We start from the raw sequence: 25,973 nt of genomic DNA on the forward strand, positions 1-25,973 counted from the left end.
TTTCAAGCGCAATGACAGTGTTGTGAGCGCCCGCCCCGTATCAGTCCTCGGGCGGAGGCGCGCTTGGCGTCTCGATCCCGCGCTGACGCATTCTGCGCTCTTCGCGCGACGCTTCCAGCCACTGGCGTTTGTAGGCGTCGGTATAATCGTCCGCGTTGCCGATCCGGATCAGGTGGACACGGCCATGGCGGCGTCGGGTTTCGATATCCTCGCGGCGCGTTTGCTGGCGAATGCCGGGCTGTGTGCCATATCGGCTGGCATGCCGCACAAGACCACTGTCCGAGGCGGCGGGCGTGGTGCCCTGCATCACTGCGGGGTTCCCGCCAAGGGCGGCGGCACCCTCTTCCTTGGGTCTGGGATCGACCAGATTTACGGCACCCGGTGTCGGGGCGGGCAGGCTGGCGTAGTCCTCGGGCGCTTGCAGCGGTTTGGTCGGCAGAATCGTGAACTCGTTGGGCCCGTTGCCCTTGTCCTTGATCCGCTTGAGCACGATGTCGTCATCCCGGCTGCTGCACGCGGCAAGCCCGAGAACAAGGATCATCAGTGTGATACGCGGCAAACCCATCGCCCGTCTCCTGCAATTTCGCGACCAGATGTAACGCATCCTGCGCCCGAGGTCACGAGGCCTTTTTACCATCGTGGCTGAACAGCACCATGCCCAATGCCCCTGCAAAAACCGCGATATCGGCGACGTTGAACGCATAGGGGTTGTTCAGCCCGCAACAGGACATGTTCAGAAAGTCCGCAACCGCGCCGTAAATCAGCCGGTCGATCACGTTTCCAAGCGCGCCACCAACCAGCAGGCCCGCAGAAATCTTCTGCCAGCGACCGGCAGGGTCGCGGTATACCCACCACAGAACGGCGCCGGAAATCACCAGGGCAACCGCGATCAACACCCAACGGGTCAGCGGGCTGTCCTGGGCCATCAGGCCGAAATTGATGCCGTAATTCCACGCCATGCGCAGGTTCAGGTAGGGCGGAAACAGATTGATCGAGCCGATCAGTGCAAGGTTCATCCCGTGCACGACCCAGTATTTGGTCACCTGATCTATCAGGAACGTGCACAGCCCTACCCAGAACACCAAACGCATTGCCTGTTCCTCAGTGCCGGAAGTGGCGCATGCCGGTCATGACCATGGCCAGCCCGGCCTCGTCAGCGGCGGCGATCACCTCGTCGTCGCGCATCGACCCACCTGGCTGAATGACCGCCGTTGCGCCCGCCTCGGCAGCGGTCAGCAGGCCATCGGCAAAGGGAAAGAACGCGTCCGACGCGACGACGCTGCCTTGCGTCAGGGGTGCGTCAAGGCCAAGCGCCTCGGCCATGTCCTGCGACTTGCGGGCGGCGATACGGCAGCTGTCAACGCGGCTCATCTGGCCCGCGCCGACGCCCACGGTGGCCCCGTCCTTGACATAGACGATGGCGTTCGACTTCACGTGCTTGGCCACGCGCCAGGCAAACAGCATATCGGCCAGTTCCAGATCGGTTGGGGCGCGTTTCGTCACCACCTTGAGGTCCGACGGGTCCAGCCGCCCGTTATCCTTGTCCTGCACCAGATAGCCGCCCGAAACCTGACGCAGCATCAGCCCGGATTCGGCGGGGTTGGCGAGACCCGGCGTAGTCAGCAGGCGCAGGTTTTTCTTTTTGGCGAAAATGTCCTTGGCGTCCTGATGTGCGCCGGGGGCGATCACCACCTCGGTGAAGATGTTGCAGATTTCCTCGGCGGTTTCCGCATCGAGCGTCGAGTTCAGTGCGATGATCCCGCCAAAGGCCGACGTGCGGTCGCAATCGAACGCACGTGAATAGGCCTCTTTCAGGGTTGCACCACGGGCCACGCCGCAGGGGTTGGCGTGTTTGATGATGGCGCAGGCCGGGCCGTCTTTGGGCAGGAATTCACTGACCAGTTCAAAGGCGGCATCGGTATCGTTGATGTTGTTGTAACTCAGTTCCTTGCCCTGATGCTGGGTGGCGGTGGCCACGCCGGGGCGGTCGCTGCCATCGACATAGAACGCCGCGTTCTGATGCGGATTTTCGCCATAGCGCAGGGTTTGCGCCAGCTTGCCGGCGACGGCGCGGCGGCGCGGGGCCTGTTCATCCAAGGCACCTGCCATCCAGGACGAAACGGCGGCATCATAGGCCCCGGTGCGGGCATAGGCCGTCAACGCCAGACGCTGGCGGAAGGCATAGGTGGTCTGCCCGTCATTGGCGGCAAGTTCGTCCAGCAGCGGTTGATAATCCTCGACATCCACCACCACGTTGACAAAGGCATGGTTCTTGGCCGCCGCGCGGATCATCGCCGGGCCGCCGATGTCGATATTCTCGATGCAGGTGTCATAGTCAGCACCCTTGGCGACGGTTTCCTCGAATGGGTAAAGGTTCACTACCAGCAGGTCGATGGGCTTGATTCCATGCGCTGTCATCGCTGCCATGTGCTGATCGTTGTCGCGCAGGCCCAAGAGGCCGCCATGCACGGCAGGGTGCAGGGTTTTTACGCGGCCATCCATCATTTCGGGGAATCCGGTGACATCGGCAACATCCCTGACCGTCAGCCCGGCGTCGCGCAGGGCCCTGGCGCTGCCGCCTGTCGACAGAAGCTCGACACCCCGGTCGGCCAGGGCCTGACCCAGTTCGACCAGTCCGGTCTTGTCGGAAACGGAAAGAAGCGCGCGTTGCACGGGGGCGAGATCGGTCATTGGCAGCAGATCCTCGGGTTGGCTTGTGTTCTTTTCAATCGTCTTCGGTGACTGGCTCGAGCGCGTCTTGCGTCAGGTCGCGGATGCCGATGGGCGTTTCCTGCGCTTTGGCCAGTGACCACCTTGTGCGGGTCGCATACTCCATCATGCGGCCGGATAGAACGATTTGTTTGGTCGCACGCGGTTTGAGGCGTGTTTTTTCCAGATAGACACTGGGTTCAAGCGATAATTTGACCCGCCCATCGGTGCGGAACACCCAGATTTCGCCGCTTTTGAGCGCCATCGACACCGCCGCCCCCCCCATGTCGAGGCTGGCGTCGACATCCGGGTGCAGATGAAACCGGATCGCATAGGGAATGCCTTGCAGGCCGACCGCATCCATCGCCTTGTCAAAACGGCGCTTGTCGGCGTCTGCCAGGGTCAGAAGCATGTCCTCGCCCGCGATGCCCCGGCCATCGAAGGTCAGGTCGATGCTGCGGGTGTGGGTGAGGCCGTGGGTCTTCAGGTATCCGTCATGCGCGCCTTCGAAGCGCAGGCCATCGGGGGCCTGGCTGACCGTGATCGGCACCTTGCGGGGGGCTTCGGTCAGCCAGTTCTGCCGTTGCGGTCCGCGTCCGAGGCGGGAACTGGACTGTCGGGCGACGACCAGAGTCGAATGCGAAGGTGTGGCGCGGCCGGCGCGTTGCCATTGCGCGCCGAACTGTGCGCCCGAGCCGCAGTTCACGATCAGCGGGCGGCGGCCCGAGGTCAGTTCGAAGGCGAGGGTCGAGGCATGGGCGTTGATCGACGCGCGTCCCTCGGGCGGGGGAGCGGCATCGATGATGACGCTGGTCCGACCCGCGCTGAGGCGGGCGTAACCCATTGATAATCCATCGGGTTGCCGGGTCTTGACCCCGCTGTTGGCCAGCGCGTGATCCAGCCGCCCTTCGAGCCCGCGCCCGCCGCCGTGGAACCGGGCCAGTGCGCCGTCGGAGTGGCGCAGGGTGCGCAGGGTGGGGGCGATGCGCTCGATCGCGTCCCAATGCGCCTTGCTGAGGGTCAGCCCCGACTCGGACAATGCGACCGAGGCCCAGGTCAGCAGGGTGAAAACATCCAGCAATTCCTCGGGGTTACGGGTGGGAATGCCGCCTGCCACGTCGATCTGGGACTCGCATTCGCGGGCCAGCGCACGCACCGCCGGATCGACATGGCTTTCCATTCCCTCAAGAGACAGCCCGGCATAGATAAGTCCTGTCAACGCTTCGAACCGGGGCAGGCCGGGGCGCGACGCCTTCCACCGGCGCCCAAGGAAAATTGTCTGTTGTGCCAATGACTTGTAAAAGGCTGCCGAGTCGTTTCCCTCGTGCCCGTTGAGCAGAAACAGCGCATGGTTGATCCAGCGGATCAGCCGCCGGCCTGTCAGGTCGGGGGTCCAGCCCGGCCCCTTGCCGCCGCCGTAGCGGTCGATCCAGGTCCAGACCCAATCCTGAGCGCAGGCGCGTGCCGGAAGATCGCCTGCGGCGGCGAGATCGTCGAGCCAGCCGAAGCCGTGCAGGTCCTCGGCGAAGGATGAATCGGGCGCCTCCAGATCCCACATATTGGTTTCGGGGCATTGCAAAAGATGGCCGGAAAACAGGAAGTTACCCGATGAAATCTGCCGCCCTCGGGCAAAGCTGCCGATGGTGCGCGGTTCGGGTTGCGACACGAAAGCGGTGGCCGGGCGCGTCCAGGCCGCGCGGCGCGCGGCAAGGCGGTTCATCAGGCGCGAAAGATGCGCCGACAGGGTTTCGGAATGCGACATATACCTGACCTCTGAACGCTCTTACCGGCGTTGTTGGCCGCACTATAGACCGGCCCGCCCGCCAAGTCACCGGAAGATTCCGGCCCGTGGCGTCGGGTTTTGTACGAAACGTACGAAGTGTACGCGGGTTTTGTACGAAAATCGGGGCGATTGGCGAAAGTCGTGTCCATGATGGACGCAATGCGGCCCGATCAGACGCGCAGGCAGGCGATGTAGAACCCGTCCATCCCGCCCAGATCGGGCCAGTAATCGGGGCGCAGGCGCAAGCCGCCCTCTTCGGTGATCCATGCCGGATCGACGCCCGGCAATTCGGCCACGGCGGCGCGGTCCACGCGCAGGCCGGGGTGACGTGCGAGCGCCTCGTCAACCTGACATTCACCTTCGTCCGGCAAAAGCGAGCAGGTGCAGAACACCAGCCGCCCGCCGGGTTTGAGGAGAGACAGCGCATGATCCAGCATCGCCGATTGCAATTCGATCAGAGCCCCGAATTCCGAGCCGTCCTTGGCATAGGGCAGGTCGGGGTGGCGGCGAATCGTGCCGGTGGCCGAACAGGGGGCATCCAGCAGGATCGCGTCATAGGGGCCGCCGGAATGCTCCAGCGCATCGCCGGTAACGCAGGTCGCGGACAACCCGCAGCGGGCGAGGTTTTCGCGCACCCGCTCCATCCGCCGCTCGGAGAGGTCGAGCGCGGTGACATCCGCCCCGGCGGCGGCCAGTTGCAAGGTCTTGCCGCCCGGCGCGGCGCACATATCCAGCACCATCTCGCCCGGCTGCGCGGCCAGCACCCGCGCGGGCATGGCGGCGGCGGCGTCCTGCACCCACCAGTCGCCCGCGTCATAGCCGGGCAGCGCCGAAACCTGCCCGGCATCGGACAGCCGCACAGACCCTGTGGGCAGGAGCGTGCCACCAAGCCGCGCGGCCAGTTCCGCAGGGTCGCCTTTGGCCGTCAGGTCGAGCGGGGCACCGGCGAAATGCGCCTTTTCCATCGCGCCCACGGCCCCGCCGCCCCAGGCCTGCACCAGCGGATCGCGCAGCCATTTCCGCAGCCGGGGAAGGCGCAGGTCGTTCCACGAGCGGCCCGCGCCATCGGCCATGTTGCGCAGCACGGCGTTGATCAACCCCTTGAGATTGCCATAGCGTTTGTGCCGCCCGATCAGGCTCACCAGATCGTTGACCACGCCATGCGCGTCGCCGCCGTTGCACAGTTCGACCGTGCCGAGGCGCAGGATGTTGAACACATGCAGCGGCGGGGGCTTTCGCAAATGACGTTTGAGCAGGCGGTCGGCGCGGTCCATGCCGCGCAGGGTATCGTTGGCCAACCGCTGTGCGCGGGCGCGATCCGCCGGGTCCAGACGATCCAGCGCGCCGGAGGCGACCAGATCGGACATCAGGCGGCCCTCGCCCAGAACCTGATCGAGAAGATAGACCGCGCTGCGGCGGGCAGAGGGCTGGGGCGGGCGCTGCGACATCGGATTTCCTTGGCCTTGGGCTGAAGCGGGCATATATCAGGGGCATCGGATCAAAGGAAGCCTGACCATGAGCGAGGAAAAACGCGACCTGCCGCCCGAGGCGCTGCGCGCGCTGGCCGAGGCCGAGGAACGCCGCCGCAAGGCGCAGGAGATGGACCTGCCCAAAGAGCTGGGAGGCCGCCGCGAGGGGCTGGAACCCGTGCGCTATGGCGACTGGGAGAAAAAGGGCCTGGCGGTCGATTTTTGACGGGTGGCCGGGTTTCTTCCGGCTGGCGGAACAGACGTTTGGCGTTTGGGGGCAGAGCCGCGCATCGCAGGGCCGCGGTGCGGCGAACCGCCGTTTTATCAATGGCATTTTATGGTTGCCAAATCCTTAGAAGGTCAGATCGTTACGCTGACCTTAGCCAAATCGCCGTGCCGGGGGGCGGCCCGGCGATGCGCGGCGGCCTTCGGCCTTGATTCCGCATGAGAGAAACGATCGCTCGGTCTGTGTAGTCTTATTCCCGGTGCAGATGGCAAACCGCCCTTTTCTACAGAATCGGGTAAAGTCCTTGCGCGAAATAGCGCCGCAGGCGCCGCGCATCGCCAGACCGCCCCCCGGGCTGGCGATTGGCTGACGTTTGCAGTCCGCTTAAATCCATTTCGGATTTGGCAGGTATAAAGTGCCAGCGCGCAAACGCTGGGCCGCCATCCCGCGGTCTGGCGCTGCCCGGCTTGTCAAAGGCCGTCGCGCGACCACGCCGCCTTGTCACCCGTCGCCAAGCCCCAGCACGTCCAGCATGTCGTATTCGCCGGGTTTGCGCCCCTGACCCCAGAGCGCGGCCTTGAGCGCGCCGCGTGCGAATACCGCCCGGTCGGTGGCGACGTGGCGCAGGATCACCCGTTCGCCCGCGGCGGCGAACATCACGTCATGTTCGCCCACGATGTCCCCGCCCCGGATGGCGGAAAACCCGATATGGCCGCGTTCGCGCTTGCCGGTGATTCCGTCGCGGCCCCGGTCCGACATCGCATCGAGCGACACGCCGCGCCCGTCGGCGGCGGCCTGACCCAGCATCAGGGCGGTGCCCGAGGGGGCATCGACCTTCTGGTTGTGGTGGGCCTCGATCACTTCGATGTCGTAATCCTCGTCCAGGGCGGCGGCGACCTTTTTGGTCAGTTGCACCAGAAGGTTGACCCCGAGGCTCATGTTTCCGGCACGCACGACGATGGCGTGGCGCGCGGCGGCGGCGATCTTTTTCAGGTCGTCCTCGCCCATGCCGGTGGTGCCGATCACATGCACGCAACGCGCCTGCGCCGCGATGCCCGCGAATTCGACCGTCGCGGCGGGTGCGGTAAAGTCGATCACGGCATGGGCGCGCGCGAAGGCCTCAAGCGGATCGTCGGTGACGCGCACACCGATGGCCGCGCCGCCCATCGCCTGCCCCACGTCCTGACCGACCCAGTCATGCCCGCGACGTTCCAGCGCGCCGACAAGCCGAGCGCGGTCGCTGTCCAGAACGGTGCGGATCAGCATCTGGCCCATGCGCCCCGAGGCGCCGGTGACAACGATTCCGGGCAGGTCTGTCATGGTCGGGTCTCCGTTTCAGTGTTGGCGGTTGTGTAGCGCGGGCCGGGGGGCGCGCACAATGGGCAAGCGTCCGGCGCGTGGGGCGGGCGGCGGAATTTGAGCATTCGTGCCGGGAAGAAGAGCCGGGGGCGCCGCATTCATCTTGGCAAAGAGGCGCGGAGCGACTAGATGCGGGACATGGCTAAGAACAAGTTTCATGACGGGCCCGGCCCCTCGCAACGGCAGCTTCGCGTGGGCGAGTTGATCCGCCGGACCCTGTCCGAGGTGCTGATGCGCGGCGATATCCACGACCCCGACCTGAACCGCATGTCGGTAACGGTGGGCGAGGTGCGCGTGTCGCCCGATCTCAAGATCGCGACGGCCTATGTTCTGCCGCTGGGCGGCGAGGGGCAGGAGGATGTCGTGCCCCTGCTGGCCCGCAACAAGGGCGAATTGCGCCGGGTGATCGGCAAGAAGCTGGGGCTGAAATTCTCGCCCGACCTGCGGTTTCGCATCGACACCACGTTCGACCAGATGGACGAAACCCGCCGTCTGTTCGAGCAGGACAAGGTGCGCCGGGATGTCGAAGGGTAGCGTGCTGCGCTGGCTGTTTGCGCTGGCCGCGCTGGCCGGTCCCGCCGCGGCGGTGGAGTGCCGGGGCGTGGAGCATGCCGGGCAGGCGTTCACCGTCTGCGAGGTCGATGCCGGGCGCGAAGATCTGCGCCTGTTCCTGACGGACGCGCAAACCGGCAAGCCGCTGGCCAGTTTCGGCAATGTCGACGCGGCGCTGGCGGCCGGGGGCGAGCGGCTGGATTTCGCGATGAATGGCGGCATGTATCACACCGACCGCCGCCCCGTGGGGCTGTATGTGGAGCAAGGGCAGGCGCGCGCGCCGCTGGTCACCTCGGCGGGGCCGGGGAATTTCGGCATGTTGCCCAACGGGGTGTTCTGCATCCGGCAGGGGCGGGCCGACGTGATCGAAACGCTGCGCTATGAGCGTGAGGCGCCGGAGTGCCGGGACGCCACGCAATCGGGGCCGATGCTGGTGATCGACGGGGCGCTGCATCCGCGATTCCTGCCCGACAGTGACAGCCGCTATGTGCGCAACGGGGTGGGCACCTCGGGCGACGGGCGGCGCGCGGTCTTCGCCATTTCCGAGGGGCCGGTCACGTTTCACGAGTTCGGCACGCTGTTTCGCGATGTGCTGAAGGTGCCGCAGGCGCTCTATTTCGACGGCAATATCTCGCGGCTTTATGCGCCGGGGATCGGGCGGCACGATGGCGGCTTTCCCATGGGGCCGATCGTGGGCGTGGTGGGGACTGTGCCGAATTGACAGCGCGCGGGGCTTGGGCTAGGCCCGCGCCTTCATCGGACAAGGGGGCGACACATGGCACGCAAACGCAAGGGGCGCGATATTTCCGGCTGGCTGGTCGTGGACAAGCCTGCGGGGATGACCTCGACTGCGGTGGTCAACAAGGTGCGCTGGGCCCTGCAGGCGAAAAAGGCAGGCCATGCGGGCACGCTCGACCCCGAGGCGACGGGGGTTCTGGCGGTGGCGCTGGGTGAGGCGACGAAAACCGTGCCCTATATCACTGACGCGCTGAAAGCCTATGAATTCACCGTGCGGCTGGGGCAGGCCACCAATACAGACGATGCCGAGGGCGAGGTGATCGCGCAAAGCGACGCGCGCCCGGACGACGATACCATCAAAGAGGCGCTCAATGCCTTCATCGGTGAGATCATGCAGGTGCCGCCCAAATATTCCGCCGTCAAGATCGACGGGCAGCGCGCCTACAAGCTGGCGCGCGACGGTGAGGACTTCGAGGTCGCAGCCCGCCCGCTCTGGGTGGAGGAACTGTTGATGACCGACCGGCCCGATGCCGACCATGTCACGCTGGAAATGACCTGCGGCAAGGGCGGGTATGTGCGCGCCATCGCCCGCGATCTGGGCGAGGCGCTGGGCTGTTACGGCCATGTCACGCGGCTGCGGCGCATCTGGTCGGGGCCGTTCCGGGCCGAGGACGGGCTGACCATCGAACAGATCGACGAAATGGCGAAAACGCCCGAGCTCGATGAGCATATCCGCCCGCTCGAGGAAGGGCTGGACGACCTGCCACAGGTAAGCTGCACCGATGCGGGGCTGGCGCGGCTCAGGAACGGCAACCCCGGCATGGTGATCGCCCATGATATCGAATACGGCGAGGAATGCTGGGCCTCCTACGACGGCAAGGCCGTGGCTGTGGGCCGGTTCAAGGCCGGGGAGTTGCACCCCAGCCGGGTGTTCAACCAATGAGCGGCGGCGCGGCGGCGCACGATCCGGGCGGCAAGGTGCGCCTGAAACTGCCCGACGGAGTGATCGGCGGCGCCACGTTTTCCGACTGTGGCCGCTACCGGCAGGCACTAACCCGTGACTGGACGCCAGAGGGACAGACGCCGCGCGCGGTGCTGTTCGTGGGCATGAACCCGTCGGTCGCTGCCGCCGACGTATCGGACCCGACCTGTCACCGCGAGTTGATGTTCGCGCGCGACTGGGGCTTTACCCGTTACCTGAAGGGTAACGTGCTGGACTGGCGGGCGACCTCGCCCAAAGATATTCCCGCCGATCCCGCCCTGGCCGGGAGCCCGGCCAATATTCCGGCGCTGGTCGAAATGGCCGATGACTCGGACCTGATCGTCATGGCCTATGGCAAGCTGCACAAACGGTTTCAGCCCGTGGTGCAGGAGGTGCTGCGCGCCATGGCCGCCACGGGCAGGCCGTTGCAATGCCTGGGGCTGAACAAGGACGGTTCGGCCAAGCATCCGCTCTACCTGCGCAAGGACACCCCGTTGATGGATTTCCCTCTGCCGGAATGAGCGCGGGCAAGCCCGCGCCCCACTTTTCTTCTTGCTGAAAATATCCTGGGGGTGAGGGGCGTCCCGGAAACGATCCGGGGGATCGTTTCAGCCCCGAACGGGCGGAGCCCCGGACAGGCCGCGTAGCGCGCGACGGGGGCAGAGCCCCCAAACAGCGGGGCGGCATGAAAAAAGGGCGCCCCGGAAGGCGCCCTTTCTCTTTCAGTCTCCGGCAGACTCACTCGTCGCTGTCGATGGGCAGCGCCACGAAGCGCGGTTCCCCGGCGCGGCGGACCAAGAGCAGGATCGAGGTGCGCCCGGCCTCGCGCGAGTCGGCGATACGGTCTTCGAGATCGGTGATCGAGGTGACCTTTTGCTGGCCCGCCTCGGTGATCAGGTCGCCCGCGCGGACGCCTTTTTCAAACGCGTCCGAGAGGTTGTCGACATCGGTGACCACAAGCCCGGCGGCGTCGTCATCCAATTCGAGCTGGCCGCGCAACTCGTCGTCGAGCGGGCTGAGGGTGAGGCCCAGCATTTCGGTGCTGGACGGCTCGTCCGCGTCGCCGCCCGGCTGGGCGACGGGCACCGCGCCTTCGGCGACTTCGCGGCGGCCGAGGGTGACCTTGAGGTTCTGGGTCTTGCCCTGGCGGAAGACCATGACGCGCACGGTTTTGCCGACTTCGGTGTTGCCCACCTGGCGCACGAGGCTGCGGGTGTCTTCGACCGCCTTGCCGTCGAACGACAGGATCACGTCGCCGGCTTTCATCCCGGCTTCGGCGGCGGGGCCTTCGGGCACGTCGGTGACAAGGGCGCCGCGCACCTCGTCCAGTTCCATGGCTTCGGCCACGTCATCGGTCACGTCCTGGATGCGCACGCCCAGCCAGCCGCGGCGGGTTTCGCCGTATTGCTTGAGCTGGTCGACCACGCGGGTAACGACGTTCGAGGCCATCGAGAAGCCGATACCGATGGAGCCGCCGTTGGGCGACAGGATCGCGGTGTTCACGCCGATCACCTGGGCGTCCATGTTGAACAGCGGGCCGCCCGAGTTGCCGCGGTTGATGGCGGCGTCGGTCTGGATGTAGTCGTCATAGGTGCCCGACAGCGCGCGGTTGCGGGCCGATACGATCCCGGCGGAGACCGAGAAGCCCTGGCCGAGCGGGTTGCCCATGGCCATCACCCAGTCGCCCACGCGGGCGGTGTCGCTGTCGCCGAAGCTGACGAAGGGCAGCGCGGTGTCGGTTTCCACCTTGAGCAGCGCGATGTCGGTCTTGGGGTCGGTGCCGATCACCTCGGCGGGCAGTTCTTCGCCCGAGAAGAATTCGATGATGATTTCGTCGGCGGATTCGATGACGTGGTTGTTGGTGACCACGAACCCGTCTTCGGAAATCACGAAGCCCGATCCGAGCGCCGATGTGCGACGGGGGCGATCACCCTGACCGCTGCGGTCACGGAATTCGCGGAAGAAATCCTCGAACGGGGAGCCTTCGGGCACGATGGGCGAGGGGCCGGTGCCCTGCGCGACCACCGTGGAGGTGGTGATGTTGACGACCGCCGCGCTGACCTTGTCGGCCAGATCGGCAAAGCTGTCGGGGCGGGCCTGTGCGCTGAGGGCCTGCGCAATGACCAGGGCCATGGTCAGCGCGGTCAGCCACAGCGCGCGCAGCGTCCCTTGGCCGGGATGTGGAACGGAAACGGATTGGGCTGTCACGATACTCTCTCCTTGCCTTTGTCCGGATGGGCACCGGGGCCGGGCCGGTGCGCGTTCTCGGGTCTGTTACCTATTTAGGCAACGTTGGGGTGAACGCAAAGAACACAACATCCTGTCACGCCCATGTGAAGACCAAGTGAACCGGAAATCAAGCGCCAAGCTGTTTCGCGGCCCAGACCATCACGAGCCCCACCGCCAGCGAGGCCAGCCCCAGGAGCCGCCTTTGATCCGGCGGCAGTTGCGCCAGTGCGGCCAGTATCTGCTCTAAAAGAGAAGGGGCCAGCGCATAGACCAGCCCCTCCACGATCAGCACCAGCCCGAGGGCCAGAAGCAGTGTTTCGATCAATTGGTCGCCTCCGCGCCGTCCTGTTGGGCGTCTTCCTCTTCCAGACGCTGGCGTTCGGATTCAGGCAGGTCGGGCGAGATTTGCAGCTCGGGCGCCATTTCGCGCAGGCGGTCGATGTCGATATCGTCGATGGCGACTTCGCGCAGACCGTCGGCGCGCACCGAACTGAACAGCTCGGACAGGAATTCGCTGTCGGGCGAGAACACTAGCGTCGAGTTTTCCCCCTGCAACGAGCGTTCCAGTGCCGAGAGCGACCGGTAGAAGGCGAAGAATTCGGGGTTGTTCCCGAAGGCTTCGGCATAGATCCGGTTACGTTCGGCGTCGGCCTCGCCTCGGGTGATCTCGGCCTCGCGCTCGGCCTTGGACACGGTTTCGACCACGGTCCGGTCGGCGGCGGCGCGCACGCGCTGCGCGGCCTCGTTACCGCGGGCGATTTCGTCGGCGGCCTCGCGTTCGCGTTCGGCGCGCATCCGGGCGAAGGTGGCGTCGAGGTTCTGCTGGGGCAGGTTGGTCTGCTTCAGCCGCACGTCGACGATCTCCAGCCCCAGGCTTTCGGCGCTGGCGCGGGCCTGTGCGCGGATGCGGCGGGCCAGTTCGCCCCGCTGCGGCGACAGGATCGTGTCGGAGGTCACCTGATCGGCACCCAGGACCTCACGGATCTGGGCGTTCAGGATCGACGACAGGCGATCTTCGGCGGCGCGGATGCCGCCGACGCCCACGGCCTGACGGAACTGCACCACGTCCGAGATGCGGTACCGTGCGAAGGCGTCGACCACGAGGCGGCGGTCATCCGAAGGCGTGACCTCGATCGTGTCGGTGTCGAAGGACAGGATACGGTCGTCATAGGTCACGACCTCCTGGATGATCGGGATCTTGAAGCCAAGGCCCGGTTCCTCGACCACCTGACGGATCTGGCCGAATTGCAGGACAAGCGCCTTTTCACGCTCGTCCACGATGAAGATCGAGGAGAGAACGCCGATGACGGCGACCACCGCGACCGGCAGGAGAAGTGCGGATTTACGCATCAGTTCGAGCCCCCGTTGCTGGTGTTGGAGGACGCACCGCCGCTGCGGCGCAGTTCATTTAGGGGCAGGTAGGGCACGACGCCCTGACCGCCCTGTGCGGCGCCGCTGCTTTCGTCGATCAGAACCTTGTCGAGCTGGCCAAGCGTGCGTTCGATGGTTTCCAGGTACAGGCGTCGCTGCGTGACCTCGGGGGCGCGGTTGAATTCCTGCGCCACCGCCACAAAGCGGCTTGCCTCACCGATGGCTTCGTTGACCACGCGGGCGCGGTAGGCCTCGGAGTCTTCGATCACCTGCGCGGCTTCACCACGGGCTTCGGCCAGAACGCGGTTGGCATAGGCATCGGCCTGGCGTTGCAGGCGGTCGCGTTCCTGTTCGGCGGCCTGCACCTCGCGGAAGGCGTCGATCACCTCACGCGGGGGGTCGGCGGTATCGAGGTTCACCCGCACGATGTTGATGCCGCTTTCATAGTCGTCCAGCGTCGCCTGGATGTTTTCGCGGGCGGTATCGGCGATGATGCCACGATCACGGTTCAGGATCGGGGCCAGATTGGTGGCGGCGATGATTTCGCGCATCACCGATTCGGACACGGCGCGCACCGTCAGCTGCGGATCGCGGATGTTGAACAGCAGTTTGGACGGATCGTTGATGTTCCACACCACCTGAAAGTCGATATCGACGATATTGGCGTCGGTGGTCAGCATCAGGCCGTCACCGCCCCGGCTGACGCCGATATCCTCGGTGCGTTCCGAGGTGACGTTGATCACGTCATAGGTGACGAACGGCCAGGGCGCGAAGTTCAGGCCCGGATTGCCGGTCGAGGAATATTCACCAAGGAACAGTTCAACCGACTGTTCTTCGGGTTTGACGGTATAGAAGCTGGCCGCAGCCCACAGAACAAGGGCGATCACGATACCCAGCAGGATGCTGCCGCGCCCGAAAGCCGGGCCGCCGCCACCGCCGCCGGGGCCGCCATCGCCGCCGCCACGACCGCCCATGAGCACGCGCAGCTGATCCTGCCCCTTGCGCATGAGTTCGTCGATTTCGGGGATCTGCGGCCCGCCTTCGGGGGGGCGTCGCCCGCCCCGGTTGCCGCCGCGGTTGTCATCCCCGCCGCCGCCTGAATTTCCGCCGCCGCCCCACGGGCCGCCAGACTGTCCAGCCATGAATATCGTTCCCTCTACCTACCGTTGGCCCCGCGCGGTTCGCGGGACGTTGTTTCTAAACTGTGTAACATGTGCGAAAAATCAAGCGCTGCGCACCGGTTCGCGCATGGTCACCAATTCCTCGGACATGGTGGGATGGACCGCCACGGTGCGGTCGAAATCCTCTTTCGTGGCGCCCATTTTCACCGCGATCCCGGCCAGCTGGATCATCTCGCCCGCGCCGGGCGCGACGATATGACAGCCCAGAACCTTGCGGGTTTCCTTGCTGACGATCAGCTTCATCAGCACCCGGTCGGCCCGGCCCGCAAAGGATTGCTGCATCGGCTTGAAGGACGTGGCGTAGATATCCACCGGCTCCTGGTCGCGGGCCTCTTCCTCGGACAGGCCGATGGTGCCGAATTCGGGCTGCGTGAAGATCGCGGTGGGGATCAGCGCGTGATCGACCGGCGTGGGATTGCCGTTGAACACCGTATCCACAAAGGCCATGCCTTCGCGGATCGCCACCGGCGTCAGGTTGACCCGGTCGGTCACGTCGCCGATGGCATAGATCGACGGCACGCTGGTCTGGCTGTAATCGTCCACCACGATTTCGCCGTTGCGGCCCAGTTTGACACCCGCCTCTTCCAGTCCCAGACCGGCGGTATTGGGGGTGCGCCCGGTGGCGAACATCACCTGATCGAACATGCGGTCATCGCCATTGGTGGCCTTGACCCGGAACCCGCCGTCGCGTTTTTCCATCTCGACGATATTGCAGCCGAGGTGCAGATCGACGCCGTTCTGCATCATCTCGTCGGCGATCAGGCCGCGCGCCTCTTCGTCGAAACCGCGCAGGATTTGCGCGCCGCGGTAATATTGCGTCACCTGCACGCCCAGACCGTTCAGGATGCAGGCGAATTCGCTGGCGATATAGCCGCCGCCGATGATCAGGATCGAACGGGGCAGGTCTTCGAGGTGGAAAATCTCGTTGCTGGTCAGGGCCTCTTCGGCCCCCGGAAGATCGGGTTTGACCGGCCAGCCGCCTGTGGCGACAAGGATATGCTTGGCGGTGAAATGCTCGCCGGTGGACAGCGCCACGGTATGCGCATCGGCCACGGTGGCGCGGGCGTCATAGGTTTGCACCCCGGCATTGCCGAGGATGTTGCGATAGACGCCTTCCAGCCGGTCCAGTTCGGCGTGCAGCTTGCCCCGGAACGCCGGCCAGTCGAAGCCGCCGGCATGAACCGTCCAGCCAAAGGCCTGCGCGTCTTCCATGTGGCCGGGATATTCGCTGGCGAACACCATCAGTTTCTTGGGCACGCATCCGCGCTGAACGCAGGTGCCGCCATAGCGGTCCTCTTCGGCCAGGGCCACCTTGGCCCCGCCCTGTGCCGCGACGCGCGCCGCGCGCACCCCGCCCGAGCCGCCGCCGATGACGAAAAGATCATAATCGAAGGTCATGTCTGCCCCTTTGCCTGCGTGTTCTGCGATGCTCAGTCTTGCAGATCGGTGAACAGGTTGTCGGATTCAAGGAAATCCAGCCGGTCCTCTTCCACCGTGCCCTCGTTGATGTCGCGGGTTTCCACGCGCCCGTCGCCATAGCCGAGGATCACCACGTCGCAGATGTCGATGAACAGCCCGTTTTCCACCACGCCCGGCATCTGGTTCAGCACCATCGCCAGCTGGTTGGCCTTGCCGATGCGGCCAAGGTGAAGATCGAGGATATAATTCCCCTCGTCGGTCACGAAGGGCCGCTCGCCGTTCATCCGCAGCGAGGCGTCACGCCCCAGAACGTCCATCGAGATCAGCATTTCCTCGATCAGCGATTTGGTGGTCTGCCAGCCGAACGGGATCACCTCGACGGGCAGGGGAAAGGCGCCGAGGGTTTCGACCTCCTTGCCGATATCGGCGATCACGATCATCTGGTCGCTGGCCGTGGCGACGATCTTTTCCTGCAACAGAGCACCGCCGCCGCCCTTGATCAGGTTCAGGTTGGCGTCGAACTCGTCGGCGCCGTCGATGGTCAGGTCCAGCCAGCGGGCCTCGTCGAGGCTGATCACGTCGATCCCGACCTCGCGCGCCAGATCCGCGGTGCGGGTCGAGGTGGGCACGCCCTTGATGTTCAGCCCCTGATCGCGGACCAGTTCGCCAAGGCAGCGCACCATCCACGCGGCGGTCGAGCCGGTCCCGAGACCGACGCGCATTCCGTCCTCGACATAGTCGACAGATCGCTTGGCGGCGACGAATTTGGCTTTGTCGATGGGCGACAATTCTCCGGACATGGCAGCGACTCCCCGAATGTTTCGGCCCCGGTTATAGGCAAGTTGCCCGCCGGGTGCGAGAGGCAAAGGGCATCGCGGGGGCGCATGTGTCGTTTTCAGGCTGGCACGCGGTGTGTCACCGGGTAGGCTGCGGTCATGGATACGCCTTATCGCCTGCATTACGCGCCCGACAACGCCTCGCTGATCGTCCGTCTCGCGCTGGAGGAACTGGGGCAGCCTTACGCGACCGTTCTGGTCAACCGCGCCACCCGCGAACAGGACAGCGCCGCCTATCGTGCGCTCAACCCCGCCGGGCTGATCCCGGTTCTGGAAACCCCCGATGGCGCGGTGTTCGAGACCGGGGCGATCCTGCTGTGGCTGGCTGACCGGCACGGCGCGCTGGCCCCCGCACCGGACGATCCGGCGCGCGGCGACATGCTGAAATGGCTGTTTTTCGTCTCGAACACACTGCATCCGGCCCTGCGGATCAGTTTCTATCCCGATCGCTATATCGGCTCTGACACGGCGGCGCAGGCGCGGCTGCGGGCCCATATGCAGGGCGAGATCGCGCGCCACCTGGACACGCTGGAAAGTACCGCGGGCGATCTGCCCGCGCTGTTCGACGAGGCCGCGCCGACGGTTATCGGTCTCTATCTCGGGCCGGTTCTGCGCTGGCTGGCGCTCTATCCCGAGGCCGAGACCGGCTGGTTCGACCTGAACCGCTGGCCGCGCCTGCACTCGCTGGCCGCCGCGCTGGAAACCCGCGCCAGCACCGCCGCCGCGATCGCCGCCGAGGGGCTGGGCCCCGCGCCCTTCACCGCGCCGCAACCGCCCGATCCGCCCGAAGGCAGCGCCACCTGACGCAACAACCGTTGAATCGGCGGCTCATAACCCCGACATTGACTCTATTGGCGCAGATTTGGACGAGTCGGTCGCTTTTGCGCGGGGAAATCCCGGATCGCGCGGGCATACAGGCAAAAAGGCCCGCGTATCGCGTGGGCCAAATAACAGGAAGGATCGCATGTTTCTGTCCGTCTTCGAAATGTTCAAGGTCGGGATCGGCCCGTCCTCGTCCCATACGATGGGGCCGATGGTGGCCGCCGCGCGGTTTCTGGACAAGATGCGCGCCGCCCCGTTCGAACCGCATGGCGTGCGCGGGTCGCTGCACGGCAGCCTTGCCTTTACCGGCGTGGGCCATGCCACCGACCGGGCAACAATCCTTGGTCTGGCCGGGTTCAAACCCGACGATTACGACCACGACAAGGCCGAAGAAACGCTGGACCAGATCCGCGAAACCCATACCGTGCGCCCGCCGGACCTGCCCGAGCTGCGCTTTCACCCGAAAGAGGACCTGCTGTTCGATTTCGGTCCCAACCTGCCGGGCCACGCCAACGGGATGATCCTGATGGCCACCGACGCACAGGGCGACGTGATCCTGCAGGAGACCTATTATTCCATCGGCGGCGGCTTTGTGATGACCGAGGCGGAACTGGCGCAGGGCCGCAACACCGACGAGGGCGATCCTGTGCCCTATCCGTTCAAATCGGCGGTCGAGATGCTGGAAATGGCCGAAACCAGCGGCAAGTCCATTGCGCAGATGAAGAAAGCCAACGAGATTTCACGCGGCGGGCCGGAAAACCTGCGCTCGGGCGTGGCGCGGATCTGGCAGGTGATGGACGACTGCATCGAGCGCGGCATGCACACCGACGGGGAACTGCCCGGCGGGCTGATGGTGCGCCGCCGCGCCAAGGGCATCCGCGACGCCCTGCTGGAAGAGCGCGGCACCAACCTTCAGGCGCCGCACAAGATCAATGACTGGATCAGTCTCTATGCAATGGCGGTGAACGAGGAAAACGCCGCCGGCGGGCAGGTGGTGACCGCCCCCACCAACGGCGCGGCGGGGGTCGTTCCGGCGGTGATCAAATACTGGCTCGAACATGTTCCGGGGGCGTCCGAAGCGAAGATCGAGGATTTCCTGCTGACGGCCTCGGCCATTGGCGGCCTAGTGAAATACAACGCCTCGATTTCCGGGGCCGAAGCGGGCTGTCAGGCCGAGGTGGGCAGCGCCTCGGCGATGGGGGCGGCGGGGCTGGCCGCCGTTCTGGGCGGCACGCCCGCGCAGATCGAAAACGCCGCCGAAATCGCGCTGGAGCATCACCTTGGCATGACCTGCGATCCGGTCAAGGGGCTGGTGCAGGTGCCCTGCATCGAACGCAACGGCCTTGGCGCGATCAAGGCCGTGTCGGCGGCCTCGCTGGCGCTGCGCGGTGACGGAACGCACCTTGTGCCGCTGGATGCCTGCATCGAAACCATGCGCCAGACGGGCGAGGACATGAGCGAGAAATACAAGGAAACCTCGCTGGGCGGTCTGGCGGTGAACGTGCCCAACTGCTGAGGGGCGCGTGCGCGTGTCGCATTCAGGCTGGACGCAGGGGGCGGGATGCCCCTAGGGTCAGGACCCATTAATCCTGCACCACCGGTTTCCCTGATTTTCCGCTGACAAGGCACAGCTCCGCAGGAATAGTGGTTCTATTTCAAGGAGATGTAACGCAGATCAGAGGAAAATCAGGGAAATCCTTCGGACGCGCGGAGCGCTGCAAAGCAGCGGCTTTGACCGCTTGGAATTGACTCCGCCAGTCCCGGCGCGTTCAAATCCTCTGCTTTATTGCCCTTCGCGCGCCGGTGGTGCAGGATTAATGGGTCCTGACCCTAAGCCTTGGGGGTCTTCAACGCCGGAGCCCCCCGATGAGCCAATCGAACGACCGTGTCCTTGCGGGCATTCTGTGCATGATCGCCTTTTCGGCCATCGCGCCGGTCATGGACGCCTTTGCCAAGGCGACGCCCGATTACATCCCGGTCATGGAAATCCTGGCCTTCCGATTCGGGCTTCAGGGGTTGTTCCTGTTGCCGCTGGCGCTGGGCCTGGGCATGGCGCAGCGGCCCGGTTGGCGCGAATGCGGCCTGCACCTGGCGCGTGCGGCGCTGATCGTGGTGGCGACGGGGCTGTTTTTCACCGCAATCCGCTACATGCCCATCGCCAATGCCATCGCCATCTTTTTCGTCGAGCCCTTTGTCCTGACCCTGCTGGGCGGGTTCCTGTTGGGCGAAGAGGTGGGCTGGCGGCGGATCGTGGCCTGCATGGTGGGGTTTGGCGGGGCCGTTCTGGTGATCCAGCCCAGTTTTCAGGATCTGGGGCCGGTGGCCCTGTTCCCGCTGGGCACGGCGCTGTGTTTCGCGCTCTACATGGTGATGACCCGCAAGATGGCACGCGTCACGCATCCGATCACCTTGCAGGGGTACACGGCGCTGGCCGCCTTGGCGATCATCGCGCCGCTTCTGGTGCTGTTCGACGGCACCGGCAATGCGCTGCTCGATCCGGCGATGCCGCATGGCTTTGCCGTCTGGACGCTGCTGGCGGTCGGCGTGATTTCCACCGTGTCGCACCTGTTCATCAGCTTTGCCGTGCGGCTGGCCCCGGCGGCCACCGTCGCGCCGCTGCAATATCTCGAGATCGTGGCGGCCACCGCCGTGGGGTATTGGGCCTTTGGCGATTTCCCCAACGCCCTGACATGGGTGGGGATCGCGATCATCGTCGGCTCGGGGCTCTATGTGTTTGCGCGCGAACGCCTGCAAAGCATCCGCCGCCGCCCCCTGCCGCCGGTTTAGCCGGTCATGCGTCGGGCCAGCCCGCCCGCGCCGCCAGCAACGCCGCCGCCGCCACCTCGAGCGCGGCTTCGGGCAGGATCACCAGCATCTTGGGTGCGGTCATCGACAGGCTGACCGGCCCGGTGACGTGGTTCGAGGTGCCCACGCGCCCGTCGGGCGCGAAGTTCAGCCCGGAAATCGGGTATTTCAGCCCGTCCGACAGCCCCTCGACCGCGCCCATCGGAAACAGCGACATCTCGCAGCCTTCGGGCAGGTCCAGCCGCAGCTCGGGCGGGGCAAGAAACACCAGCTCCTCGCGGCCCAGCAGGATGCAGCGCCGGTGCGGGTAGCGCACCAGCGAATTGTAGGCGGCCAGCTGGTGATCCAGCCGCGCGCCGGAAAACCCGATGCCGATCACCAGCGGCGCGGCGATGTTGCGCAGGCATTTGTCGAAATCGGTGCTGTCCTGTTCGGGGATGGGGTGCAGGGTGTCTTCCGGCAACTGCCCGCGCGCCCAGTCGCTGAGCGAATCGAAATCGCCGATCACGGCCTTGGGAATCAGGTCGTTAACCAGCGCTGCGTCCGCGCCACCGTCGGCAGCCACCACATTCGGGGCCAAAGCGCGGGCGCGATTCAGGGTCTGTGTGGTGATTTCTGCCCCGCCAATCAGGGTAATGGGCTCATTTTCGTGAACAATCATCTGACAACCCCGCGATTATCCCCTATTTTCGAAACAGATCACATTCTCACCATGAAATGATACGGTAAAGTTCCTAGAATCGGGCCGCTTTCGACGTGTCGCCGAGGGTAAACACGACTGTCGCAGGCAAAGTAAAGCGAGCATTCTTATGGTAAACGCAAGTAAAATTCTTACAGTTTCCTATGGCACCTTCTCGTGCACTCTCGAAGGATTTGACGATTCCTTCGACACGATGAAGGCGATTGCCGAGTATTTTCGCGATCTTGCCGCCGATGACCGGTATTTCGGGGCCGAACCCCCGACGCCGGACGCCGAGATGCTGGCCCGGATCGCCGAACGCGAGATCGCGCGCCGTGTCGAGGCCCACGAAGCCGAGGGCAATATCGTACTGCGCGCCGCCAATGCCGCCAATGCCGCTGCGCTGACCGGGGCCGAAGCCCCCGCACCGCAGCCTGCCGAAACACCGCAAGCCGAGGCGCAGACGCCCGAGCCCGAGGTCGAAGAACCCAAGGCAGAAGAACCGGCGGAAGAGCCTGTTGCCGAGGCCGGGGAGCCGGCTGAGCCGGTGCAGGAGCCTGTTGCCGAGGTCGAAGAGCCGGTCGAGGTCATGGAAGAGTCCGTTGCCGAGGTCGAGGAACAGATCGAAGCCGAAGAACCGGCAGAAACCGCCGAGGCGCCCATCGAAGCGGTCGAGACTCCCGCCGCCGAGGCCGAAGAGCCCGTTGAACCGGTTGAAGACCTGGCCGAAGCCCCGGAAGAACCCGCTGCCGAGGCCGAAGAACCCGTCGAAGCCGTGGAAGTGGCCCCTGCCGAGGCCGACGACGGATCCGACAGCGTCGCCGCCAAGCTGCGCCGTATCCGTTCTGTCGTGGCGCATACCGATCAGGGCTATACCGCCGCGGACTATACCGAAGACGAACACGCGCAGGATTTCGTCGATACCACCGCCGCCGAAATGGAAATGGCGCTGGAACAGGACGATATCGCGCAGGAACAGGCCCTGTCCGAAGACTCCGACGAGGACGATCTGGAGGCGCTGCTGTCGCGTTTCGACAGTGACGACAGCGAAGACGATACAGACGACGAAGAGCCCGTCGCCGAGGCCACCGCGCCGCAGGCGGATGAGGACGACACCGAAACGGCGGACGGCTCCGATCTGTTCGAGGATACGCTGGCGCAGCTTCTGTCCGATTCCATGCCCGAAACGGCCGATGCGCCCGAGGACATCGCCGAAGAGTCCGAGCCCGAAGAGGCCGAAGAGGCCACGGCCACGCCGCTGCGCCTTGCGCCCGAAGACGCCGTCGAAGACCGGGACGAAACCGCCGAGGACACCGCCGGAGCGGAGGCCGGACAACCGCTCCTGCGCGCCCGCGTCGTCAAGATGAAGCGCACCGAATTCGAGGCCGCGATCGCCGAGGGCTATATCGAAGAAGAGGAAGACGACGAAGGCGACGACAGCCTGAACGTCTTTGACGATGCCTCCTATGACGATAGCGGCGATATGGGCCTCTCGCCCGAGGACGAGGCCGAGTTGCAACGCGAACTGGCCGAGGTCGAGGCCGAGATGGGCTTCGAGGACGACGAAGACTACGACGACCTGGACGAGGATTTCAGCGCCGAAGCGGAAACCGAAGAGGCCGCGACCCCCGAACAACCCGAGCCCGAAGCCGAGGAAGAGCCCGCCCCGCGCGGCCTGCGCAAGCTGCAACGCGCCGAACGCGAAGGCGGCGACGTCAACCGCATGTTCGACAAGACCGATACGCATCTTGAAGAACCCGAATCGAACCGCCGCCGCAGCGTGATCCAGCACCTGCGCGCCGCCGTCGCCGCCACCCGCGCCGAGAAAAAGGCCGGTGCCGAAATGGACCGCGACGTGGACGATACGCCCTATCGCTCGGACCTCGCCGAAGTGGTGCGCCCGCGCCGCCCGCGCACCTCGGGCGCTGGCCGTTCGGCACGCCCGACCGAATTGCGCCCCGCGCCGCTCAAACTGGTGGCCGAACAACGCGTCGATGATCTGGCCCCGCGCGAAGCGGTCCACCCGCGCCGTGTTTCGACGACCGATCTGGTGGACGACGAAACGCCGGATGACTCGCTGGATGGCGGCTTTGCCGAGTTCGCCGATCAGATGGGCGCCAGTGGCCTGCCTGAACTGCTGGAAGCCGCCGCCGCCTACCTGTCGGATGTCGAAGGCCGCCCGCAGTTTTCGCGCCCGATGCTGATGGGCAAGCTGAAAGAGGTCAAACAGGACACGTTCTCGCGCGAGGACGGCCTGCGCAGCTTCGGCCAGCTTCTGCGCGACGGCAAACTGCAAAAGCTCAAGGGCGGGCGGTTTACCATCACCGACGAAACCGATTACCGCGGCGAGGCCCGCAACGTCGGTTAAGCCCTGAAATCATTCAGAAAAACGCCCGGTCGGCCCGATGCCGCACCGGGCGTTTTCATGGTGTGTGAGGGCCCGTCACAACGCGGCGGGCAGCCAGAGTGTCTTGATCTCGGTCGCCGCCTCCAGAAATGCGCGGCCCTCGCCCTGCGGCCCCGGCCAGTCGCGCGCCGCGCCGTGGTTGACCCATGTGCGTTTCAGGCTGGCGGCGCTGTCGCGTTCGATGGCCCCGGACAGGTCGGACGAGGAAAAGCTCCACACCGCGTCGATATCCATATGTCCGGCCAGCGTGGGGGCCAGATCCTCGTGGCATCCGCTCAGCAGGTTCACCACCCCCGCAGGCACGTCCGAGGTTTCCAGCACCTGCACGAATTCCAGCGCCGCCAGCGGGAAGGGCTCGGAGGCGATCAGGACCGCCCGGTTGCCCATCGCCATGATCGGCCCCAACACCGAGACCAGCCCCAGCAACGGTGCCTCGTCCGGGCACAGCGCGCCGATCACGCCCACCGGCTGGCGCAGGGTCAGCGTCAGGCCCGGCGCGGGGGTGTCCACGCTGCGCCCGTCCATCTTGTCGGCCCAGGCGGCGCAGGTGAACAGCCGGTCAATCGCCGCTTCCACCTCTTTCGCACCGCCGCGCGTGCCGGTCATGTGATTGATAAGGCTTGCAAACCCATCCGTTCGCGCCGACAGGTTCTCGGCCATGTAATACAGGATCTGCGCCCTCTGGTGGCCAGTGCTGCGGCCCCATGCACCGGCCCCGCGCGCGGCTTCCACCGCGTTGCGGATATCCTTGCGCGCGGCCATCGGGGCCTGCCCCAGCAGTTTGCCAGTCTTGCCGTATACGTTACGGCTGTACCCGCCATCGGGCCGCACCTGTTTGCCCCCGATATAGAGCTTCGCCGTCCGGTCGATATCACCCGCCACCGGATCGCCATTGCCTGCAAAGGGCGCGATCCGCGTCAGCGGTCTGGATTTGCCCGCAGGCCGGGTATAGGCTGCCAGCCCCTCCCACCCGCCTTCGCGGCCAAAGCCGCTTTCGCGTAGCCCGCCAAAGGGCGCGGCCGCGTCCAGCATGTTCGTCCCGTTGACCCAGACGACCCCCGCCGCCAGTTGCGGCGCAACCACCAGCGCGCGGCTGATATCCTCGCTCCAGACCGAGGCCGCCAGCCCATAGCGCGTGTCATTGGCCAGCGCGACCGCCTCGGCAGGCGTGCGGAAGGTGGTGGACACCAGAACCGGGCCGAAAATCTCGTCCTGCATCAGCGGATCGGCCGGGGACAGCCCGGCGATCAGCGTCGGTGGACAAAACGCGCCAGTTTCGGGCAGGGGCGTGTCGGGGGTGAAGCGCGCACCGCCTGCCCCCTCCACCAGCGCCGCCACCCTGTCGCGCGCCGCCAGGTCGATCATCGCGCCGATATCGGTGTTCTTGTCCAGCGGGTCGCCCACCCGCAGCCGCACCATCCGCGCGCGCAGCTTTTTCAGGAACGTATCGGCAATGCTTTCCTGCAACAACAGGCGCGACCCCGCACAGCAGACCTGCCCCTGATTGACCCAGATCGCATCGACCACGCCCTCGACCGCCGAGTCCGGATCGGCATCGTCGAACACGATGAACGGCGATTTGCCCCCCAGTTCCAGCGTCAGCGCCTTGCCGCTGCCCGCCGTCAGTTCGCGGATGCGCCGCCCGACGGCGGCGGACCCGGTAAAGGCGATCTTGTCGATGCCCGCATGAGTCACGATCATCTCGCCCACCGTCCCGTCGCCGGTCACGATATTGACCACCCCCTTGGGCAATCCGGCCTGTCGGCAGATATCGGTGAACAACAGCGCGGTCAGCGAGGTCTGCTCCGCCGGTTTCAGGACCACCGTATTGCCCGCCGCCAGTGCCGGAGCCAGTTTCCACGCCAGCATCAACAGCGGGAAATTCCACGGGACGATCTGCCCGCACACGCCATGCGGCTCGGTGCCGGGGCATTCGCTGTCGATCAGCTGCGCCAGCCCCGCATGATGGTAGAAATGCCGCTGCGCCAGCGGGATGTCGATATCGCGTGCCTCGCGGATCGGCTTGCCGTTGTCCAGCACCTCCAGCACGGCGAACAGCCGGGCGTGTTTCTGGATCATCCGCGCCAGCGCATAGAGGTGCCGCGCCCGCCCCTTGCCGCCCAGCCTGTGCCACTTGCCCTGTGCCTTGCGCGCGGCGTCCACGGCGGCATCCACATCGCCCGCATCGGCCTGCGTCAGCGTGGCCAGAACCTCGCCCGTGGCGGGGTTGTGCGACATGAATCCGTTGCCCGGCGCGGTGAACGCACCGTCAATGAAATGCCCGAACCGGTCGCCCTGATCGACCAGCCAGGCCAGCGCCTCGGCGGCGCTTTCGCGGGCAGGGCCATAGCCCGTCATCTGATCGCTATGCTGCTCGGTCATGTCGTCTTCCCGGTCCAAATTCTC

23 protein-coding genes are annotated in these 25,973 nt (G+C 65.6%); 9 read left to right on the forward strand and 14 right to left on the reverse strand.

The genetic code is table 11. The features are described from left to right. Positions 1-40: 40 nt before the first annotated feature. The 5 genes from KPG71_RS11265 to KPG71_RS11285 form a co-directional block, all read right to left on the reverse strand. The gene (locus tag KPG71_RS11265) at positions 41-565 is read right to left on the reverse strand and encodes a DUF3035 domain-containing protein (protein WP_216338170.1); all 525 of its coding nucleotides are present in this window, start codon (positions 563-565) and stop codon (positions 41-43) included. A gap of 52 nt (positions 566-617) precedes the next feature. Next, complete coding sequence (gene lspA, locus KPG71_RS11270) at positions 618-1,091, reverse strand: signal peptidase II (RefSeq protein ID WP_216338171.1); 474 nt, start codon at positions 1,089-1,091, stop codon at positions 618-620. Positions 1,092-1,101: 10 nt separating this feature from the next. Continuing rightward, positions 1,102-2,691 carry a bifunctional phosphoribosylaminoimidazolecarboxamide formyltransferase/IMP cyclohydrolase gene (gene purH / locus KPG71_RS11275; RefSeq protein WP_216338172.1) on the reverse strand — a complete coding sequence of 530 codons (1,590 nt, stop codon included), beginning with the start codon at positions 2,689-2,691 and terminating at the stop codon, positions 1,102-1,104. Positions 2,692-2,725: 34 nt separating this feature from the next. Beyond that, positions 2,726-4,471 carry a heparinase II/III family protein gene (locus KPG71_RS11280; RefSeq protein ID WP_253196204.1) on the reverse strand — a complete coding sequence of 582 codons (1,746 nt, stop codon included), beginning with the start codon at positions 4,469-4,471 and terminating at the stop codon, positions 2,726-2,728. A gap of 191 nt (positions 4,472-4,662) precedes the next feature. Further along, on the reverse strand, positions 4,663-5,940 hold the full coding sequence (locus tag KPG71_RS11285) for an RsmB/NOP family class I SAM-dependent RNA methyltransferase (protein ID WP_216338173.1): 1,278 nt from the start codon (positions 5,938-5,940) through the stop codon (positions 4,663-4,665). A 67-nt stretch (positions 5,941-6,007) separates the two neighbouring features. Here KPG71_RS11285 and KPG71_RS11290 point away from each other — a divergent pair, with 67 nt between their 5' ends. Continuing rightward, positions 6,008-6,187 carry a DUF1674 domain-containing protein gene (locus KPG71_RS11290; protein WP_073036687.1) on the forward strand — a complete coding sequence of 60 codons (180 nt, stop codon included), beginning with the start codon at positions 6,008-6,010 and terminating at the stop codon, positions 6,185-6,187. Positions 6,188-6,688: 501 nt separating this feature from the next. On the opposite strand, the gene dapB is transcribed toward KPG71_RS11290, so the two are convergent. After that, positions 6,689-7,507 (reverse strand): 4-hydroxy-tetrahydrodipicolinate reductase, encoded by an 819-nt coding sequence (dapB, locus tag KPG71_RS11295; protein WP_216338174.1) that lies wholly within the window; start codon positions 7,505-7,507, stop codon positions 6,689-6,691. Positions 7,508-7,684: 177 nt separating this feature from the next. On the opposite strand from dapB, the gene rbfA reads away from it, so the two are divergent. The 4 genes from rbfA to KPG71_RS11315 are packed head-to-tail and all read left to right on the forward strand — an operon-like array spanning position 7,685 to position 10,339. Continuing rightward, on the forward strand, positions 7,685-8,080 hold the full coding sequence (gene rbfA, locus KPG71_RS11300; RefSeq protein WP_216338175.1) for a 30S ribosome-binding factor RbfA: 396 nt from the start codon (positions 7,685-7,687) through the stop codon (positions 8,078-8,080). Further along, positions 8,067-8,819, forward strand: a complete 753-nt coding sequence (locus tag KPG71_RS11305; protein WP_216338176.1) for a phosphodiester glycosidase family protein — start codon at positions 8,067-8,069, stop codon at positions 8,817-8,819. Before rbfA ends, KPG71_RS11305 begins: the two co-directional genes overlap by 14 nt. A 54-nt stretch (positions 8,820-8,873) precedes the next feature. Continuing rightward, positions 8,874-9,779 carry a tRNA pseudouridine(55) synthase TruB gene (gene truB, locus KPG71_RS11310; RefSeq protein WP_216338177.1) on the forward strand — a complete coding sequence of 302 codons (906 nt, stop codon included), beginning with the start codon at positions 8,874-8,876 and terminating at the stop codon, positions 9,777-9,779. Further along, positions 9,776-10,339 carry a DUF1643 domain-containing protein gene (locus KPG71_RS11315; RefSeq protein WP_216338178.1) on the forward strand — a complete coding sequence of 188 codons (564 nt, stop codon included), beginning with the start codon at positions 9,776-9,778 and terminating at the stop codon, positions 10,337-10,339. Before truB ends, KPG71_RS11315 begins: the two co-directional genes overlap by 4 nt. A gap of 217 nt (positions 10,340-10,556) precedes the next feature. Here KPG71_RS11315 and KPG71_RS11320 read toward each other — a convergent pair whose 3' ends face one another. The 6 genes from KPG71_RS11320 to rpiA all read right to left on the reverse strand — a co-directional run bounded on the left by KPG71_RS11320 (position 10,557) and on the right by rpiA (position 16,818). After that, complete coding sequence (locus KPG71_RS11320) at positions 10,557-11,951, reverse strand: Do family serine endopeptidase (RefSeq protein WP_216338352.1); 1,395 nt, start codon at positions 11,949-11,951, stop codon at positions 10,557-10,559. A gap of 223 nt (positions 11,952-12,174) precedes the next feature. After that, positions 12,175-12,369 carry a DUF2065 domain-containing protein gene (locus KPG71_RS11325; RefSeq protein ID WP_073036824.1) on the reverse strand — a complete coding sequence of 65 codons (195 nt, stop codon included), beginning with the start codon at positions 12,367-12,369 and terminating at the stop codon, positions 12,175-12,177. Further along, positions 12,369-13,397 (reverse strand): protease modulator HflC, encoded by a 1,029-nt coding sequence (gene hflC, locus KPG71_RS11330; RefSeq protein ID WP_216338179.1) that lies wholly within the window; start codon positions 13,395-13,397, stop codon positions 12,369-12,371. The genes KPG71_RS11325 and hflC overlap by 1 nt, the downstream gene beginning before the upstream one ends. Next, positions 13,397-14,560, reverse strand: coding sequence for an FtsH protease activity modulator HflK (gene hflK, locus KPG71_RS11335; protein WP_216338180.1), 1,164 nt, complete (start codon positions 14,558-14,560; stop codon positions 13,397-13,399). Before hflK ends, hflC begins: the two co-directional genes overlap by 1 nt. 81 nt (positions 14,561-14,641) lie before the next feature. Continuing rightward, complete coding sequence (gene gor, locus KPG71_RS11340; RefSeq protein ID WP_216338181.1) at positions 14,642-15,997, reverse strand: glutathione-disulfide reductase; 1,356 nt, start codon at positions 15,995-15,997, stop codon at positions 14,642-14,644. A gap of 32 nt (positions 15,998-16,029) precedes the next feature. Then, on the reverse strand, positions 16,030-16,818 hold the full coding sequence (gene rpiA, locus KPG71_RS11345) for a ribose-5-phosphate isomerase RpiA (RefSeq protein WP_073036703.1): 789 nt from the start codon (positions 16,816-16,818) through the stop codon (positions 16,030-16,032). Positions 16,819-16,953: 135 nt separating this feature from the next. On the opposite strand from rpiA, the gene KPG71_RS11350 reads away from it, so the two are divergent. From KPG71_RS11350 to KPG71_RS11360, 3 genes are all read left to right on the forward strand, one after another. Next, positions 16,954-17,658 carry a glutathione S-transferase family protein gene (locus KPG71_RS11350; protein WP_216338182.1) on the forward strand — a complete coding sequence of 235 codons (705 nt, stop codon included), beginning with the start codon at positions 16,954-16,956 and terminating at the stop codon, positions 17,656-17,658. A 160-nt stretch (positions 17,659-17,818) separates the two neighbouring features. Next, entirely contained in the window at positions 17,819-19,192 is a 1,374-nt protein-coding gene (locus KPG71_RS11355; RefSeq protein ID WP_216338183.1) for an L-serine ammonia-lyase, read from the forward strand. Between the two features lie 350 nt (positions 19,193-19,542). Continuing rightward, entirely contained in the window at positions 19,543-20,463 is a 921-nt protein-coding gene (locus KPG71_RS11360) for a DMT family transporter (protein ID WP_216338184.1), read from the forward strand. A gap of 4 nt (positions 20,464-20,467) precedes the next feature. Here the strand turns inward: KPG71_RS11360 and KPG71_RS11365 are convergent, their stop codons facing one another. Further along, positions 20,468-21,142, reverse strand: a complete 675-nt coding sequence (locus KPG71_RS11365; RefSeq protein WP_216338185.1) for a thiamine diphosphokinase — start codon at positions 21,140-21,142, stop codon at positions 20,468-20,470. Between the two features lie 148 nt (positions 21,143-21,290). On the opposite strand from KPG71_RS11365, the gene KPG71_RS11370 reads away from it, so the two are divergent. Next, positions 21,291-23,528 (forward strand): hypothetical protein, encoded by a 2,238-nt coding sequence (locus tag KPG71_RS11370; protein WP_253196205.1) that lies wholly within the window; start codon positions 21,291-21,293, stop codon positions 23,526-23,528. Positions 23,529-23,603: 75 nt separating this feature from the next. On the opposite strand, the gene KPG71_RS11375 is transcribed toward KPG71_RS11370, so the two are convergent. Next, complete coding sequence (locus KPG71_RS11375; protein ID WP_216338186.1) at positions 23,604-25,949, reverse strand: aldehyde dehydrogenase family protein; 2,346 nt, start codon at positions 25,947-25,949, stop codon at positions 23,604-23,606. Between the last annotated feature and the right edge of the window lie 24 nt (positions 25,950-25,973).

Source organism: Roseovarius sp. PS-C2 (genome assembly GCF_018862045.1).
Classification (GTDB): domain Bacteria; phylum Pseudomonadota; class Alphaproteobacteria; order Rhodobacterales; family Rhodobacteraceae; genus Roseovarius.